Source organism: Uliginosibacterium gangwonense DSM 18521, assembly GCF_000373965.1.
GTDB classification, from domain to species: domain Bacteria; phylum Pseudomonadota; class Gammaproteobacteria; order Burkholderiales; family Rhodocyclaceae; genus Uliginosibacterium; species Uliginosibacterium gangwonense.
The window spans coordinates 24,009-38,410 of the sequence record NZ_KB892844.1 but is presented as its reverse complement, the minus strand read 5'-3'; the positions used below and the strand labels follow the sequence as shown (position 1 = coordinate 38,410).

General features: G+C 59.6%; 14 protein-coding genes. 4 read left to right on the top strand and 10 right to left on the bottom strand.

Going from position 1 to position 14,402, the window contains the following annotated elements; genetic code table 11:
* Positions 1-123 precede the first annotated feature (123 nt).
* The 6 genes from B145_RS0111235 to B145_RS0111210 all read right to left on the bottom strand — a co-directional run bounded on the left by B145_RS0111235 (position 124) and on the right by B145_RS0111210 (position 7,533).
* Entirely contained in the window at positions 124-405 is a 282-nt protein-coding gene (locus tag B145_RS0111235; RefSeq protein ID WP_018607390.1) for an acylphosphatase, read from the bottom strand.
* Positions 398-2,029 (bottom strand): SulP family inorganic anion transporter, encoded by a 1,632-nt coding sequence (locus B145_RS0111230; protein ID WP_026259047.1) that lies wholly within the window; start codon positions 2,027-2,029, stop codon positions 398-400. The genes B145_RS0111235 and B145_RS0111230 overlap by 8 nt, the downstream gene beginning before the upstream one ends.
* Before the next feature lie 238 nt (positions 2,030-2,267).
* Positions 2,268-4,382 carry a methionine--tRNA ligase gene (gene metG / locus B145_RS0111225; protein WP_018607385.1) on the bottom strand — a complete coding sequence of 705 codons (2,115 nt, stop codon included), beginning with the start codon at positions 4,380-4,382 and terminating at the stop codon, positions 2,268-2,270.
* Positions 4,383-4,548: 166 nt separating this feature from the next.
* On the bottom strand, positions 4,549-4,863 hold the full coding sequence (locus B145_RS0111220; RefSeq protein ID WP_018607383.1) for a hypothetical protein: 315 nt from the start codon (positions 4,861-4,863) through the stop codon (positions 4,549-4,551).
* A 4-nt stretch (positions 4,864-4,867) separates the two neighbouring features.
* A complete protein-coding gene (locus B145_RS25315) occupies positions 4,868-5,185 on the bottom strand; it encodes a hypothetical protein (RefSeq protein WP_018607382.1) in 318 nt (105 codons plus the stop codon).
* A 50-nt stretch (positions 5,186-5,235) separates the two neighbouring features.
* Entirely contained in the window at positions 5,236-7,533 is a 2,298-nt protein-coding gene (locus B145_RS0111210) for a heavy metal translocating P-type ATPase (RefSeq protein WP_083917723.1), read from the bottom strand.
* 87 nt (positions 7,534-7,620) lie between these two features.
* On the opposite strand from B145_RS0111210, the gene cadR reads away from it, so the two are divergent.
* Positions 7,621-8,052 carry a Cd(II)/Pb(II)-responsive transcriptional regulator gene (cadR, locus tag B145_RS0111200; RefSeq protein ID WP_026259046.1) on the top strand — a complete coding sequence of 144 codons (432 nt, stop codon included), beginning with the start codon at positions 7,621-7,623 and terminating at the stop codon, positions 8,050-8,052.
* 129 nt (positions 8,053-8,181) lie between these two features.
* Here cadR and B145_RS0111195 read toward each other — a convergent pair whose 3' ends face one another.
* The 3 genes from B145_RS0111195 to B145_RS0111185 form a co-directional block, all read right to left on the bottom strand.
* A complete protein-coding gene (locus tag B145_RS0111195; RefSeq protein ID WP_018607378.1) occupies positions 8,182-8,742 on the bottom strand; it encodes an isochorismatase family protein in 561 nt (186 codons plus the stop codon).
* An 80-nt stretch (positions 8,743-8,822) separates the two neighbouring features.
* Positions 8,823-9,611 (bottom strand): alpha/beta hydrolase, encoded by a 789-nt coding sequence (locus tag B145_RS0111190; RefSeq protein WP_018607377.1) that lies wholly within the window; start codon positions 9,609-9,611, stop codon positions 8,823-8,825.
* Between the two features lie 135 nt (positions 9,612-9,746).
* Complete coding sequence (locus B145_RS0111185; RefSeq protein WP_026259045.1) at positions 9,747-10,163, bottom strand: GNAT family acetyltransferase; 417 nt, start codon at positions 10,161-10,163, stop codon at positions 9,747-9,749.
* A gap of 181 nt (positions 10,164-10,344) precedes the next feature.
* Here B145_RS0111185 and B145_RS0111180 point away from each other — a divergent pair, with 181 nt between their 5' ends.
* Positions 10,345-11,865 carry a B12-binding domain-containing radical SAM protein gene (locus B145_RS0111180; RefSeq protein ID WP_018607375.1) on the top strand — a complete coding sequence of 507 codons (1,521 nt, stop codon included), beginning with the start codon at positions 10,345-10,347 and terminating at the stop codon, positions 11,863-11,865.
* Here B145_RS0111180 and B145_RS27465 read toward each other — a convergent pair.
* Positions 11,859-12,665 (bottom strand): YXWGXW repeat-containing protein, encoded by an 807-nt coding sequence (locus B145_RS27465; RefSeq protein WP_211209814.1) that lies wholly within the window; start codon positions 12,663-12,665, stop codon positions 11,859-11,861. The genes B145_RS0111180 and B145_RS27465 overlap by 7 nt on opposite strands.
* Positions 12,666-12,931: 266 nt before the next feature.
* Here B145_RS27465 and apbC point away from each other — a divergent pair, with 266 nt between their 5' ends.
* Complete coding sequence (gene apbC / locus B145_RS0111170; RefSeq protein WP_018607373.1) at positions 12,932-14,023, top strand: iron-sulfur cluster carrier protein ApbC; 1,092 nt, start codon at positions 12,932-12,934, stop codon at positions 14,021-14,023.
* A 3-nt stretch (positions 14,024-14,026) separates the two neighbouring features.
* Complete coding sequence (locus tag B145_RS0111165; protein ID WP_018607372.1) at positions 14,027-14,401, top strand: c-type cytochrome; 375 nt, start codon at positions 14,027-14,029, stop codon at positions 14,399-14,401.
* Position 14,402 lies beyond the last annotated feature (1 nt).

Here is a 14,402-nt window from a genome sequence, read left to right as displayed (position 1 = left end):
TCCTCTCTCTTGAATGGTTGGGTACGCCCAGATACCTGAGCGAACCTAGGGGTTATACAGGCGATGATTATGGTCAGCGACACATGACAGGTCAAACCTTCTTCGATAGATTTAAGCAATCATCTAGATAGTTGATCTGCGCTCAAAGGCGCGTTGCCGCACTGCACTCTCTTCCACAAGGACTTCGTCCACACGGGCACCCGACGGGCCACGCGTGGCCCAGTGCAGCACGGCGGCCACGGCTTGCTCGGTGCCACAGACCACCGCCTCCACCCGGCCATCTGCAAGATTGCGCACCCAGCCGCCCACGCCCAGGCGGCGGGCTTCCTGCGCCATGAACCAACGGAAGCCCACGCCTTGGACCACACCACGAATCAGCAAACGCCGTCCGACAATCTCAGTCATTTTCTTCCAGAATCTTGTGTGTTCGCAGCAAGGCCTCGTACTCATCAGTACAGAGGTTTTGCGCCCCAATCAGTGCCGCCAAACCTGAGCGTTGGATAATGGAAGCGGGCTGATGGTTCAAACCGAACAGCACCAAACTGCATTGCTTGCGCGTGAGCGTTTTGCACAAGGCCTGCAGCCAATCGACACCCGTGGTATCAATGTTGAGCAACGAACTCATGTCCAGCACAACAACCAGGGCATCGGTTTTGGCAGGATCAAACTGGCTTTCCAGCCGGGCAATTGCACCAAAGAACAGCGAGCCACGCAGGCGATACAACTGGATGGAAGGAGGTAACTTGCTGTCGGCCAATTCGATGTTGGTCAGCCCTTGCATCCGGTAGATGAAGAACAGACTGGCCAGGACCATGCCGATCTCCACCGCGATGGTCAGATCGAAGACCACGGTGAGCAGGAAGGTCGCCATCAAAATGACGCCGTAATTCCACGAGAAGTGCCGCAAGCGTCCGAACTCATGCCACTCGCCCATGCGGATCGCCGTGACCATCACAATCGCCGCCAACACAGAGATCGGCACCCAGGATGCCAGGGGAGCCGCCACCAACACAATCAGCAGCAAAGTGACCGAGTGTACGACCCCAGCAATCGGGGTGCGCCCGCCTGCCTTGACGTTGGTCGAGGTCCGCGCAATCGCACCTGTTGCAGCGATCCCACCGAAAAATGGCACTACGATGTTCGCCATCCCCTGCGCCACCAATTCCTGGTTAGGGTCATGACGATCATCAATCTGGTTGTCCGCCACGCGGGCCGACAGCAGCGATTCAATCGCCCCCAACAGAGCAATCGTGATGGCAGGCACCAGCAAGCGCCCCAATACACTCAAGGATGGAAAGGGGATGCTGGGCATGGGAATTTCCTGGGGAATGCCATTGAAGCGCGTGCCAATGGTTTCCACAGGCAGATGGAATATGACAGCCACCAGCGTCCCGGCTATCAGCCCCACCAGTTGAGCAGGCAGCACAACCAGCCGGGGGAAGCGCTCCACCACGCGTGACCAGGCAAAAACCAGTGCAGTCGTGCCAATCGCCAGCCCCGCCGCATAGGGGTCCATGCGGGGGACATATTCCACCAAAGCCTTCATGCGGGCAAAGAACTCAGCAGGCAGGGAATCAACCGGCAGGCCAAAGAAGTCTTTGATTTGCGACAGACCAATCACCACCGCAATCCCGTTGGTAAAACCGATCACCACCGATACGGGAATAAAGCGGATCAGGCTACCCATGCGGGTCAGCCCCATTGCCACCAGCAGCACGCCAGCCAGAAAGGTTGCCGCCAGCATATTGGAAATACCATGCCGTGCCGCAATGGCGAACAGGATGGGAATAAATGCGCCGGTGGGGCCACCGATCTGCACCTTGGAGCCGCCGCAGACGGAAATGATGAAGCCAGCGATGATCGCCGTCCATAAACCGGACGACGGGCTGACACCACTGGCAATGGCAAACGCCATCGCCAGTGGAATGGCCAAGACCCCTACCGTGACGCCAGCAGACAGGTCGTGGATGAAAGTCTTTCTATCATAGCCACGCAGCGTCTCAAGCAGCTTGGGCTGAAAACGGATCATGAAAACCTCCATAACAGTGATTAAGAAAACCCATAGGCATTCCAATCACCATCGGCGGTTGGTGAAAATGACTCACAATCCAGCGCTTGTTGCGGGTCAGAGGCACGATTTCACCCCCTTGTACCCGCAGCGCAGCCCGACACATGAGGCAAGCAGAGAGGCACACCTTGGGCATCCAACAACAGTGTCGTTGTCATTCCCATTCGTGCGCGCCCCACCTGCCTCATGATCCGGCCTTTTATTTCACCCGCATTCCCGGTTGCGCACCGCTATCGGGAGACAGAATAAACAAGCCCGGCACCTCGCCCTTGTCGTCGGAGGCTGCCAGCACCATGCCTTCGCTCAAGCCAAACTTCATCTTGCGCGGCGCGAGGTTGGCCACCATCACGGTCAGGCGGCCCACCAGGGTCGCCGGGTCATACGCACTCTTGATCCCCGCGAAAACCTGACGCGGGCGCTCTTCGCCAATATCCAGCAGCAACTTGATCAGCTTGGCCGCACCTTCCACATGCTCGGCACCCACGATCTTGGCGATACGCAGATCCACCTTGCCAAAATCATCAATGCTGATGAAGGGTTCAAAATCCGATTCGGCGTCAGCGGCTACAACCTTGTCTACATGCGCCTGTTGCTGCGCATGCTTGGAGGGGTCTGCCTTGCCATTGGCTGGCTTGGCGGGCTCTGCCGCCTTGGGCGCTTCGGGTGCATCAAACAATGCATCCATCTGCTTGGCATCGACGCGGGTCATCAGGTGCTCGTATTTGTTGATCACAGACAGCGGGGTTTCGTCGTCCCACGAGGCGAACGAACAGTTCAGGAACTTGCCAACCGACTCAGCCACACGCGGCATCACCGGGGTGAGCATGGTGGTAAGCAGGCGGAAGGCGTTGAGCGCCACCGAGCAGACCTGGTGTAGCTCCAGCTCGCGCCCTTCCTGCTTGGCCAGTTCCCACGGTGCGTGGGCATTGATGTATTCATTCACGCGGTCTGCCAGGGCCATCACTTCACGCATGGCCTTGGAGAATTCACGTGCTTCGTAGAAATCCCGCACCCCTGGTTTGGCTTCACGCAAGGCGGCCAGCAACGCTTGCCCTTCAGCGGGCAGGTCTGCGCTCAGCTTGCCTTCGAAGCGCTTGGTGATGAACCCGGCGCAGCGGCTGGCGATGTTGACGTATTTGCCGACCAAATCGGAATTGATGCGGGCCACGAAATCATCTGGGTTGAAGTCCAGATCTTCCACGTTCGCGTTCAGCTTGGCGGCGATGTAGTAGCGCAGCCACTCCGCATTCAGGCCGATATCCAGGTAGCGCAGCGGAGAGATCCCCGTGCCACGCGACTTACTCATCTTCTCGCCCGAGACGGTGATGAAGCCGTGCACATAGACGTTGTCCGGCACCTTATAGGGCTGCCCGGCAAAGTGCATCATCGCAGGCCAAAACAGACAGTGGAAATAAACGATGTCTTTGCCGATAAAGTGAATCTGCTCGGTCTTGGGGTCCGCCATGAACTGGGCGAAATCCATGCCGTGTTTGCCACAGTAGTTCTTGAAGCTGGCGAGATAACCGACTGGCGCGTCCAGCCACACATAGAAGTACTTGCCCGGTGCATCGGGGATGGGAATGCCAAAGTACGGCGCATCCCGCGAGATGTCCCAATCGGCCAGCCCGGATTCGCTGGAGAGCCACTCCTGCGCCTTGTTGGCAATCTGCGGCTGCAGGCGGCCATCCTGCGTCCAGTTACGCAGGAACTCCACGCAGCGCGGGTCAGACAGGCGGAAGAAGAAGTGTTCGGACTCACGGATCACCGGTGTGGCACCGGTGAGCGCGGAAACCGGGTTCTTCAGCTCGGTTGGCGCGTACACGGCACCACAGACCTCACAGTTATCCCCGTTCTGATCCTTGGCGCCGCACTTGGGGCATTCACCCTTGATGTAGCGGTCCGGCAGGAACATGTTCTTGACCGGGTCAAAGAACTGCTCGATGGTCTTGCGGTCGATAAAGCCCGCCTCACGCAGCTTGAGGTAGATATCCTGCGAGAGCTGGGTGTTTTCTTCCGAATCGGTGGAATGCCAGTTGTCAAAGCTGATCAAAAAGCCGTTCAGATACTGCGGGCGACCTGCCGCAATCTGCCCCACCAGTTGCTGCGGGGTCACGCCTTCGGCTTCGGCCTTGAGCATGATCGGCGCGCCGTGGGCGTCATCCGCACACACGAAATGCACCTCATGCCCCGCCATGCGCTGCATTCGCACCCAGATATCGGCCTGGATGTACTCCATGATGTGACCGACGTGAAAAGGGCCGTTGGCGTAAGGTAGCGCGGTGGTAACAAACAACTTGCGGGCAGATGCACTCATGAGTGGAAAAGCGATCAGTAGCGTAAAGGGTTAATTTTAGCTCGTAAACCGAACAAAACAGAAACGCACTGGATAAATTCGCCTCTGCACACACCCCTCAACAAGCTGCAACCAGCACCACGGAAGCGCTCATAGGGCACCACACAGCCCCTTTTCCCCCACCGACCTAGCCTTTATCAGAATCTGACCACGTGTTCGCAACGCAAAGTGCCGGATAAACCTCATCAACCACTTCCATTTCATGAGATTCCAGCGCTATGGAGTGGCCCCGCCATTCCCCCTTGGCCGCGTCAGGCCAGGATTCTCCGACCCAAGGATAGCCATACTCATCAATTTCCGTGACCTCGAACACCTCCCCGATCATGGAAAGAACGTCTGCCTTTTCGTCGGCAGGTAAGTTATCAAACCATTCACCCGACAGAGACAGCAAGCGAACCCGTGTTCCCTGCAACACGGGGCGGCCATTGGCGTCTTGCGCCATCCTGTCAGCCCCGGTAGCGGGTCAAATGAACGCACTCCGGCGCCTGCCGGACCTCGGTCCAATACTGTTCTCTGGCATCCTCGTCAATCTCGACAATACCGCCATACAGCTTGTCCTGGCCATTCTTCTTGGGTCCGGAAATCCAGAAATCTTCACCGGTCTCGACGTCAAAGCAATTGTATTTGTAGCCGGACTTGATTTTTTGTAATACCCGTCCGGCGTAATACATCGAACGCAAAGATCGTGAGAACGTAACCCATCCGATGCGCCCTGGGCCATCCAGCCCCCCAGCCTTGTTTTCGATATACATCAAACGCTTCATACTGTCTCCCGGCTCATGCGCCCGTTGATGCATTGATCATAACAAATGAACTACCGCCGCAGCAATCTCAGCCCATTGCCGATCACCAGCAGGCTCGCCCCCACGTCGGCAAAAACTGCCATCCACATCGTGCCAATCCCGAGCAGCGTCAGCACCAGGAATACCGTCTTGATGCCCAGCGCCATGACGATATTCTGGATCAGCACCGCATAGGTGCTGCGTGAAAGGCGGATGAAACGTGGCAGCTTGCGCAGGTCGTCGTCCATCAAGGCCACATCGGCTGTCTCGATTGCCGTACCTGTGCCTGCGGCCCCCATGGCGAAGCCGATATCCGCACGCGCCAGCGCAGGCGCATCGTTGATGCCGTCGCCCACCATGCCGACACGGGCTTTGGCGGACAGGTGTGCTTCGATGCACTTGAGTTTGTCTTCTGGCAGCAGGTTGCCCTGCGCCTCATCAATGCCGACCTGGGCGGCAATCGCATTGGCCGTATGCGGGTTGTCGCCACTGAGCATGAGTGTCTTGACGCCCAACGCATGCAGTTGCGCTACAGCTTCCCGGCTGCTGGGTTTGACGGTATCCGCCACGGCAAACAGGCCCAGTACCTTGTCATCATCGGCAAGCAGGATAACCGTCTTACCTTGGGATTCGAGGCCGGAAATCTGTGCTTCTAAAGCTTCAGAACACAGGCCCTGGTCATGGATCAGGCGGTGATTGCCCAGCGTGTAGATGCGATCTTCGACCTGCCCACGGATACCTTGGCCGGGTAGCGCCTCGAACCCCTTGATGTCCAGTAGCAGCGCCCCATCGCACCTTGCTGCTTCAGCGACCGCGTGCGAAACGGGGTGGTCGGATCGCCTCGCCAGACTGGCCGAGATGCTGCGGACATGCGCCGCATCAAAACCGGGCAAGGCGACGAAATCGGTCTGGGCTGGTTTGCCGTGGGTCAGCGTGCCGGTTTTGTCGAAGGCGATCCAGCCCAGTTTGCGGCCCTCCTCAAGGTACACGCCGCCTTTGATCAGGATGCCATGTCGGGCGGCCGCCGCCAGCCCACTGACGATGGTGACCGGGGTCGAGATCACCAGGGCACACGGGCAGGCGATCACCAACAACACCAGCGCCTTGTAGATCCACACCAACCACGCCCCCGCAAAAACAAGCGGAGGAACAATAGCGACCGCCAGTGCAATCAGCAGAACAAGCGGGGTATAAACTTGAGCGAATTTGTCGACAAAGCGCTGCGTGGGCGCCCGCGCACCTTGCGCCGCTTCAATCGCATGGATGATGCGGGCCAGGGTGCTGTTGTCGGCTAGCGCGGTCACGCGATAGTCAAAGGAACCGGTTTCATTGATGGACCCGGCAAACACAGGGTCGCCCTCCCCTTTTTCCACCGGCAGGCTCTCACCGGTGATGGGAGCCTGATTGATGGCGGACTGGCCGCTCACGATGCAGCCATCCAGCGCAATGCGCTCGCCGGGGCGCACCCTCACCCGTGCGTCGAGCGCTACCGATCTGGCGGCTTGGGCCAGCCAGCTACCATCTGGCTGCAAAACTGTGGCCTGCTCCGGGGCAAGCTCCATCAGGCCGCGAATGGCATTGCGGGCGCGGTCCAAAGACAGCGCCTCAATCCGCTCGGCCAGCGTAAAGAGCACCATCACCATGGCCGCCTCTGGCCACTGCCCGATCAGCAAAGCCCCGGTCACGGCAATACTCATTAAGGCATTGATGTTGAGGTTGCCGTGGCGCACCGCAATCCAGCCCTTTTTGAAGGTGGTGACACCCCCAATCAGCACCGCCGCAACCGCCAGCGCAGCCGACAACCACGCGGGCATGCCCAGCCACTGAATGGCTTCGGAGGCAATCGCCGCGCCCCCCGCCGCCAGCAGCGGCCACCAGGATGCGTTAGGAGCCACCACCGCCTGCATGGGTGCCTCTTCATCCACCAGTTCGGGGTTGAAGCTCAAGGAGCGGATACCCACCAGCACCTCTTCCAGAACCGCTGGCAGATGGGTCACCGTCAAGATGCGCTGCATGAGGTTGAATTCCAGGTGGGCAACGCCTGCCATGCCCCCCAGCCTGCGGCGCAACAGCGCCTCCTCGGTCGGGCAATCCATCTGCAGGATGCGGATACGGGTCTGCACCGCCCCGGCGATCTCAATCACGGGCGTAGGTTCGATTACCGCTGCAGTGCCTGAGGCGCAGCCACAGCCGCTTCCGCACGATGAGGCGGGCTGCGACGGCTGCGCCACAAGCTTCCACAGGGGCGTTGGGGCAGGCGTGTGTGCATGCTCGGCGTGATCGTGACCACAGCACGAGTCATGTTGATCGTGGGTATGATGGGCAGACATGGAATAGGCTCCTGATTCTTGATGAGCACATTCCACATCCTGTAGCTACTATAGAGTCAACCCTTGTTCATCTGCCCGGACTCCATCATGAAAATCGGCGAGCTTGCACGGCTGACCCAAAGCACGGTTGAAACCGTGCGCTACTACGAAAGAGAGGGGCTCCTGCCCGCCCCGGCCCGCACCGGGAACAACTTCCGCACCTACGGCCCTACGCATGTCGAGCGCCTGCGCCTGATCCGCAATTGCCGCGCCCTGGACATGAGCCACGAAGAAATCCGCCGCCTGCTCGCCCTGATCGATCAACCGGGGGCAGGCTGCGGCGCCGTCAATGAGGTATTCGATGTGCATATCGCACACGTTGAGGAACGCATCCAGGAACTGGAACACCTCAAGCAATCCCTGGTACAGCTACGCGAACGTTGCCAAACCGAACAGACCGTAGGCACCTGCGGCATTCTGGATGGAATCGCCGCAATGGAAAACGAACCCAAACAGAAACGCCACACCCATTTGGGATAAGCCTTAGGGCACTTAGAAGCTTTAACAAAATGCAGTGCAACGGTTCTGGCTAGACGCGCCGACGCAGACAGTACAAGCAGTACGGCAAGGCGGTGCAAAACAACGCCAGAACCATTTTGTTACGGCTTCTTACCGCGTGCGCGTCTCCAGCAGACGTAGAATATCAGCACAGGTTCCTGTCTCACCCAAACGCGGAAAGATACGGGTAATGCTGTTGGTATGCGCCTCGGCACTGGTGTCGGTCATCGCATCAATCGCAAGCGTCACATTCAGGCCGCGCTCTTGTGCCTGACGCGCTGTTGACTCCACCCCGATGCTGGTGGAAATCCCGGCGATCACCACCTGGGTCACCTGCTGCTGGTGCAGATACTCTGCCAAGCCCGTATCCGTAAATGCGCCCCAAGTATGTTTGGTCACCCGATGATCCTGCGGCTGGGGATTCAGTTCAGGGCTCAACTCACTCCAGCCTGCGGGCGGAGCAGGGCGCGAGCCTTGCTCGGTTCGCCCCGGCGCAGCCCCTGCCACATTGACCAGCACCACCGGCAGTTGATGGCGCCGGAACGCTTCGGCCAGCACACAGCACTGTCGCAAAACTTCGCTTGAAGGGTGTGCCGTGGGCAGCGCAAGAATCCCTGCCTGCAAATCTATCAGAATCAGCGCCGTACGCGGATCAAGTGTTGTGATTGTCATATAAGTACCTTCTCAAATCGGGGGAGCCGAGCACATTCAAGGCATTGTGCTGCGGGCTCTGCCCGCTTGCAAGCGCCCGGCTATGGGGTCGCAAGAATCCAGGCGGTAATCCCATCCACCACGGCTTGCTCGATCCCGTTGTAACCGTGATGCGCAAATGCTTCGCACGGGTCACCCCGATCTTCGCCACCACTGAAACTCAGTAGCTGCTTGCGTTTGGCATGGCTGAGCTTTTCCATCAGGCGCGGCAGATCGCTTGGCGGGCAAACCCTGCAGGCATCCTGCTCATGATGGACAGCCAGCACAGGAATCTGCAAGGATTCCAACGGCATTGCAGTCACCGGGCGGCTCTTTTTGTCACTCAGAATCGTGGAGGTCAGCACCAAACCATCCGGTCCATCAGCCCCCTGCAAAGTCGTGGCTACATACGCGGCAGACTGGGTGCCCCGGCTCGTGCCGATGAGCCACACCGGCCAGGCCCCTTGGCGACGCAACCAGGCGATAACGCCACGAATGTCTTCAGCATGCTCTGGCGTTTGCCGGAAACCACCCAGATAAGGCTCGGTCTGCCGATCAGACGGCGCATCCACCACCACCGTCAGCAGATCATGCGCCACAAACAGGCTGCGGCTACGCACCAGGAAATTGCCCTTGCCACCCCCAAGGCTGCCATCCGCACCGATACGCAAGCCGCCATCGCCGCCGGAAAACAACACCACAGCCGCTCGCGGATGCTCTGGCGCCATCACCAGCATTCTCTGGCTGACACCCGGCCGGGTCGGCACATCCACCACGCGCTCAACAACATCCGCCAGCGCCGCATTCACCCCGATCAGCCAGCACAAGCAACACAGCCTCAGCACACGCATACGTCCTCCTTGCTTACTTCACGCAACGATACATTCACGCGGTGTAGCACGTGTAAAGGTCGGTTTCAACAAATCAAACAACCATTGGCACGCACGTCATAATACTTTCAAATATCAAATCATCACCGCAGCAGCTCAATCCTTAATCAAGCGTTTTCCCAGGCTCACAGCGGCATCCTGCCCATAGCCCAATGCGGCATAAAAACCAAGTGCCACCTGGTTATCCGCACGCACTTGCAGATTGAGTTTAGGGCAGCCACGTTCGCCTAGCAGGGTTTCGATGCGTTGCATGATCTGGCGTGCATAGCCTTTGCCGCGATGCTCGGGCGCTACGCCAAGGTAATTCACCCAGCCACGGTGGCCGTCATAACCGGCCATGGCAGACGCTACGATGCGCCCATCCACCTCGCCCACCAGGAAAAGTTCTGCCTGCACGGTGAGCTTACGCTGGATATCCAGCGCAGGGTTATTCCAGGGGCGGGTCAGCCCGCAGGCTAGCCACAGGGCAATCACGGCTTGTTCGTCGGCGGCTTGGAAACTGCGTATCAGCATGGCTTTTTTTGAGGCATGACCGGAAAACCGATAACAATAAGCGCAAGCCTTTCTGCCTGCAAGACCGGGGCGGTCTGCAATCTGCATGGGTTCTGACGGAAAACAGCCGATCAAGCGCGCGCTTTTGTTATCCTTGTCACTTCTTTTTTCCCCGCCCTGCGCTTGCTTGGCCTGCCTGTTCATGCGAATCCTGTTGATCTATTCCAACCAAAGCCGTGAAATGGAACCGGCGGCTCCTGTCGGCCTGAGCTACGTAGCGTCTGCCAGCGCCATCGCAGGTCATGAGGTAAAACTGCTCGACTTGGCGTTTGAGCATGACACACATACCGCCTTGGAGCGGGCCATCAAATCCTTCAAGCCGGAGTTGGTTGGCGTGTCGGTGCGCAATATCGACAACGTGATCAGCCAGCGCTATGTATCGCCCCTGCAGGAAATCCAGGCGCAGATTGCGGTGATCCGCCAGCATGCCCGCCTGCCCGATGGCCGTGCTGTGCCGATTTCGCTGGGCGGGCCTGCTATCTCGATTCTGGCCGAGCAGGCGCTGGATGTATTTGGTGCCGACTATGCCATCATCGGCGAAGGCGAAGTGGCCTTCCCCGCACTGGTGGCAGCCATCCAGGGGCAAGGGGATTTCAGCACGATCTCGGGCCTGTGCTATCGCGTCGATGGCACGCTGCACCGCAATCCCACTGTGCTGCTCAAGTCTTTTTCCGACTCCCGAATGGAAGACTGGGTGAATTGGAAGCCTTACCAGCGTGGCGGTGGCGCATGGCCGATCCAGACCAAGCGTGGCTGCCCGATGAGTTGCAGCTACTGCGCCTACCCCCAGGTGGAGGGGCTCCGTTGCCGTCGCCGTGAAGCGGGCGAAGTGGTCGACGAGATTGAGCGCGTGCAGCGCAAGAGCGGGGCCAGGACGTTTGAATTTGTGGACTCCACCTTCAACGTGCCCGCTTCACATGCCATTGAGATTTGCGAAGAGATCATCCGCCGCCGCATCAAGGCCAACTTTACCGTGATGGGGCTGAACCCGCGCGATGTGCCGCCGGAACTTTTCCCGGTGATGAAGCGTGCCGGGTTCAATTCCATGCTCATATCCGCCGAGGCGGCCTGCGACCCCATGTTAAAGAGCCTCAGCAAAGGCTACACCATGCGTGAAGTCAACCGCTGCCGCGAATATGCAGCTACCTCGGGCATCACCAGTTCGTGGTTCTTCATGCTCGGTGGCCCCGGCGAAACCATGGAAACCTGCGAGGAAAGCATCCGCTTTGCCGAAACGCAGCTTGTCGGCAAGCAGTTCCTCTCCATCTTTTTCACCGGCATCCGCATCCTGCCCGGCACCCGGCTTGCAGAGCAGGCGGTGGAAAATGGTTATCTGGCTGCAGATACCGATCTATCCGACGGGCATTTCTACATTTCGCCGGAAATCGACGAAAAGAAGGTCATCGCCCGCATCACCCGCGCACACTTGCGCAACGCCTGCATCGTGCATGCGTCTGACGGCGCGATCACTCCGGCGCTGCGCAGAATCTATGCGGGGCTCGACATGCTGGGCGTACCCGGCCCCTACTGGCGCCTGCTGCCCAACCTGCTGATGTTCCCGCCGCTGCGCCACTTCCGCAACAAGTACGACCCCAGCCTGGAGGAAGCCCGCCAGCAAGCGGCTGCGGAGGCACTTGCTGGCGCAGGGGCTGGTTCTCAATAGCGCGAATCGCCTGGCATATGCAACACCCGCCCGCCTTCCTCGCGGGCGTGGTGAATAGCAGCACGGCAGGATTCTGCAGGCGGCTGACGGTCCGGCGGTACGTTGTCGAACCACACGCGGCACATCCCCGGCGGCGGCAGGCGATCTGGCGGCACGTCATAGAGGTGATGCGGGCCGAAGTCTTCAGCCCCCACTCGGCCATCCTGGAAGGAACCCGGCCCACGCGCCCAGATCACCATGCCACCCCACTCGCGGGCATCCGCCCTGGCCATGTCGCAGTTCATGGGCGGGGACTGGCGATCTGGCGGCAAGCCCTTGAACCAGACCTTGCAACTGCCACGCGGGGGCACTCGGTCTGGCGGCACCTGGAAGCTCTGGCCCTCGTCACGCCCCCAGTCCTCGTCCCGGCGTGAGTCATGGTGATGGCGATGTTCATCACGATCCTCATCATCATCGCGATCACGCTCTACCTGCTCCCAATGCCCCGGCACAAAACGCCAGCCACGGCCATCGCGTTCCCAGGCATCCGCCACCCACACTGCATCAGCCTGCGCACGCATCCACACACCCGGCGCCCACAGGTGACGGCGCCCTTCCCAACGCCAGAAGCCGGGACGCCACTGGTAGCCTTCCCGTGGCGGCGGCACCACTTCCCTGCGTGGAGCAGGCGGAGCCACATCCACATGCACGGGGGACAAATCCACCTGCACATCAATGTTGACTCTGGCCTGGGCCAAGGGTGACATGACTAGACAGGCCCCCACAACCCACATGGAAACGACACAGCGACGTAAATACATTCAGCACTCCCCGAAATACCATCCATGCCCATGCAAAGATGGCTCAAGCCTGCGACAATCCCCCTTGATGCAGAGGCACGCAGCTATTTATGAAACGCCGCCACACGCGTGGAACAAGCGCGCAAGCGATGGCGTCAAACCTATCAGGACGACTTTTTACCGCTGGAGGCGTGCAAATACCAACCACGCTCATCCGAAATCCGCCCCCAGCCGCCGAGCGTGGTAAACTTGAGTAAACACATCAACTATTCCCCAACGCACCCGACATGAGCACAACCGAACAAGCACTCAGCACCGCCATCGGCGCACAGATCGACCCCAACACCGATAAAACCTTCGCCAGCGCCAAAGCCATCAAGAGCATCAAACTCGATGGCGGTACAGCCCAGATTCAAATTGAATTGGGCTACCCGGCAGCCAGCCAGCATGCTGCGCTGGCTGCACAGATCAAGGCTGTCGCGCTGGCTCAGGCGGGAGTCGAGCGAGCGGATGTGACGGTGACCTCGAAAGTGGTCACACACGCCGTGCAAGGCAATGTGAAGCTCATTCCGGGGGTCAAGAACATCATTGCGGTGTCCTCCGGCAAGGGCGGCGTGGGCAAGAGCACCACGGCGGTCAACCTCGCCCTGGCCCTGGCACAGGAAGGGGCGCGTGTGGGCATTCTGGACGCAGACATCTACGGCCCCTCGCAACCACAGATGCTGGGTATTGCGGATCAGCAACCGCAGTCGGAAGACGGCAAGACCATGATTCCGCTGGAAGCCCATGGCTTGCAGGCCAACTCCATCGGCTTTCTGGTCGACCCCGAGCAGCCCATGGTCTGGCGTGGTCCAATGGTCACGCAGGCGCTGCGCCAGTTGCTCTTTGATACCCGCTGGGACAATCTGGATTACCTGGTCATCGACATGCCTCCCGGCACGGGGGACATCCAGCTCACGCTGGCGCAGACCGTCCCCGTCACGGGCGCGGTGATCGTCACCACTCCGCAGGACATTGCACTGCTGGACGCCCGCAAGGGGCTGAAGATGTTCGAAAAGGTTTCCATCCCCATCCTCGGCATCGTGGAGAACATGAGCATCCACATCTGCTCGAACTGCGGCCATGCGGAGCACATCTTTGGCGCAGGCGGTGGCGCTGCCATGTGCGAAGACTATAACGTACCCTTCCTGGGCGATTTGCCGCTGGACATCCAGATCCGCAGCCAGACCGACTCGGGCACGCCCACCGTGGTCGCGGCGCCGGACAGCAAGATTGCCGAGGCCTACCGCAGCATCGCCCGCAAGGTGGCCATTACCATTGCAGAAAAGCAGCGCGACATGCGACTGAAGTTCCCGACTATCGTTGTCAACAAGGACTGAGCCATGCCCCCGCGCTTCACCGCCCTGCTCATCGCCGGGGCCGCCTTGGCCTGCCTGCCCGCCCACGCCGTCGGAAATGCCGCGCACGGCGCCAAGGTCTTTCAGGATCAATGCTCCGATTGCCACACCACCATCACGGGCAAAAACAAGCGCGGCCCCTCGCTGGCGGGTGTGGTGGGCCGGTCTTCGGCCAGCGTGCCCTACTACAACTATTCGGATGCAGCGCGCGCGGCCAAACTGCAATGGACACCTGAACGGCTCACCCGTTATCTGGCCTCGCCCAAAACCGACCTGCCCGGCACCAAGATGCGGCTGCTGAGCCCGCCATCTGCCGCCGATGTGGCCGACGTGATCGCCTATCTACAAACCGTCAGGTAGC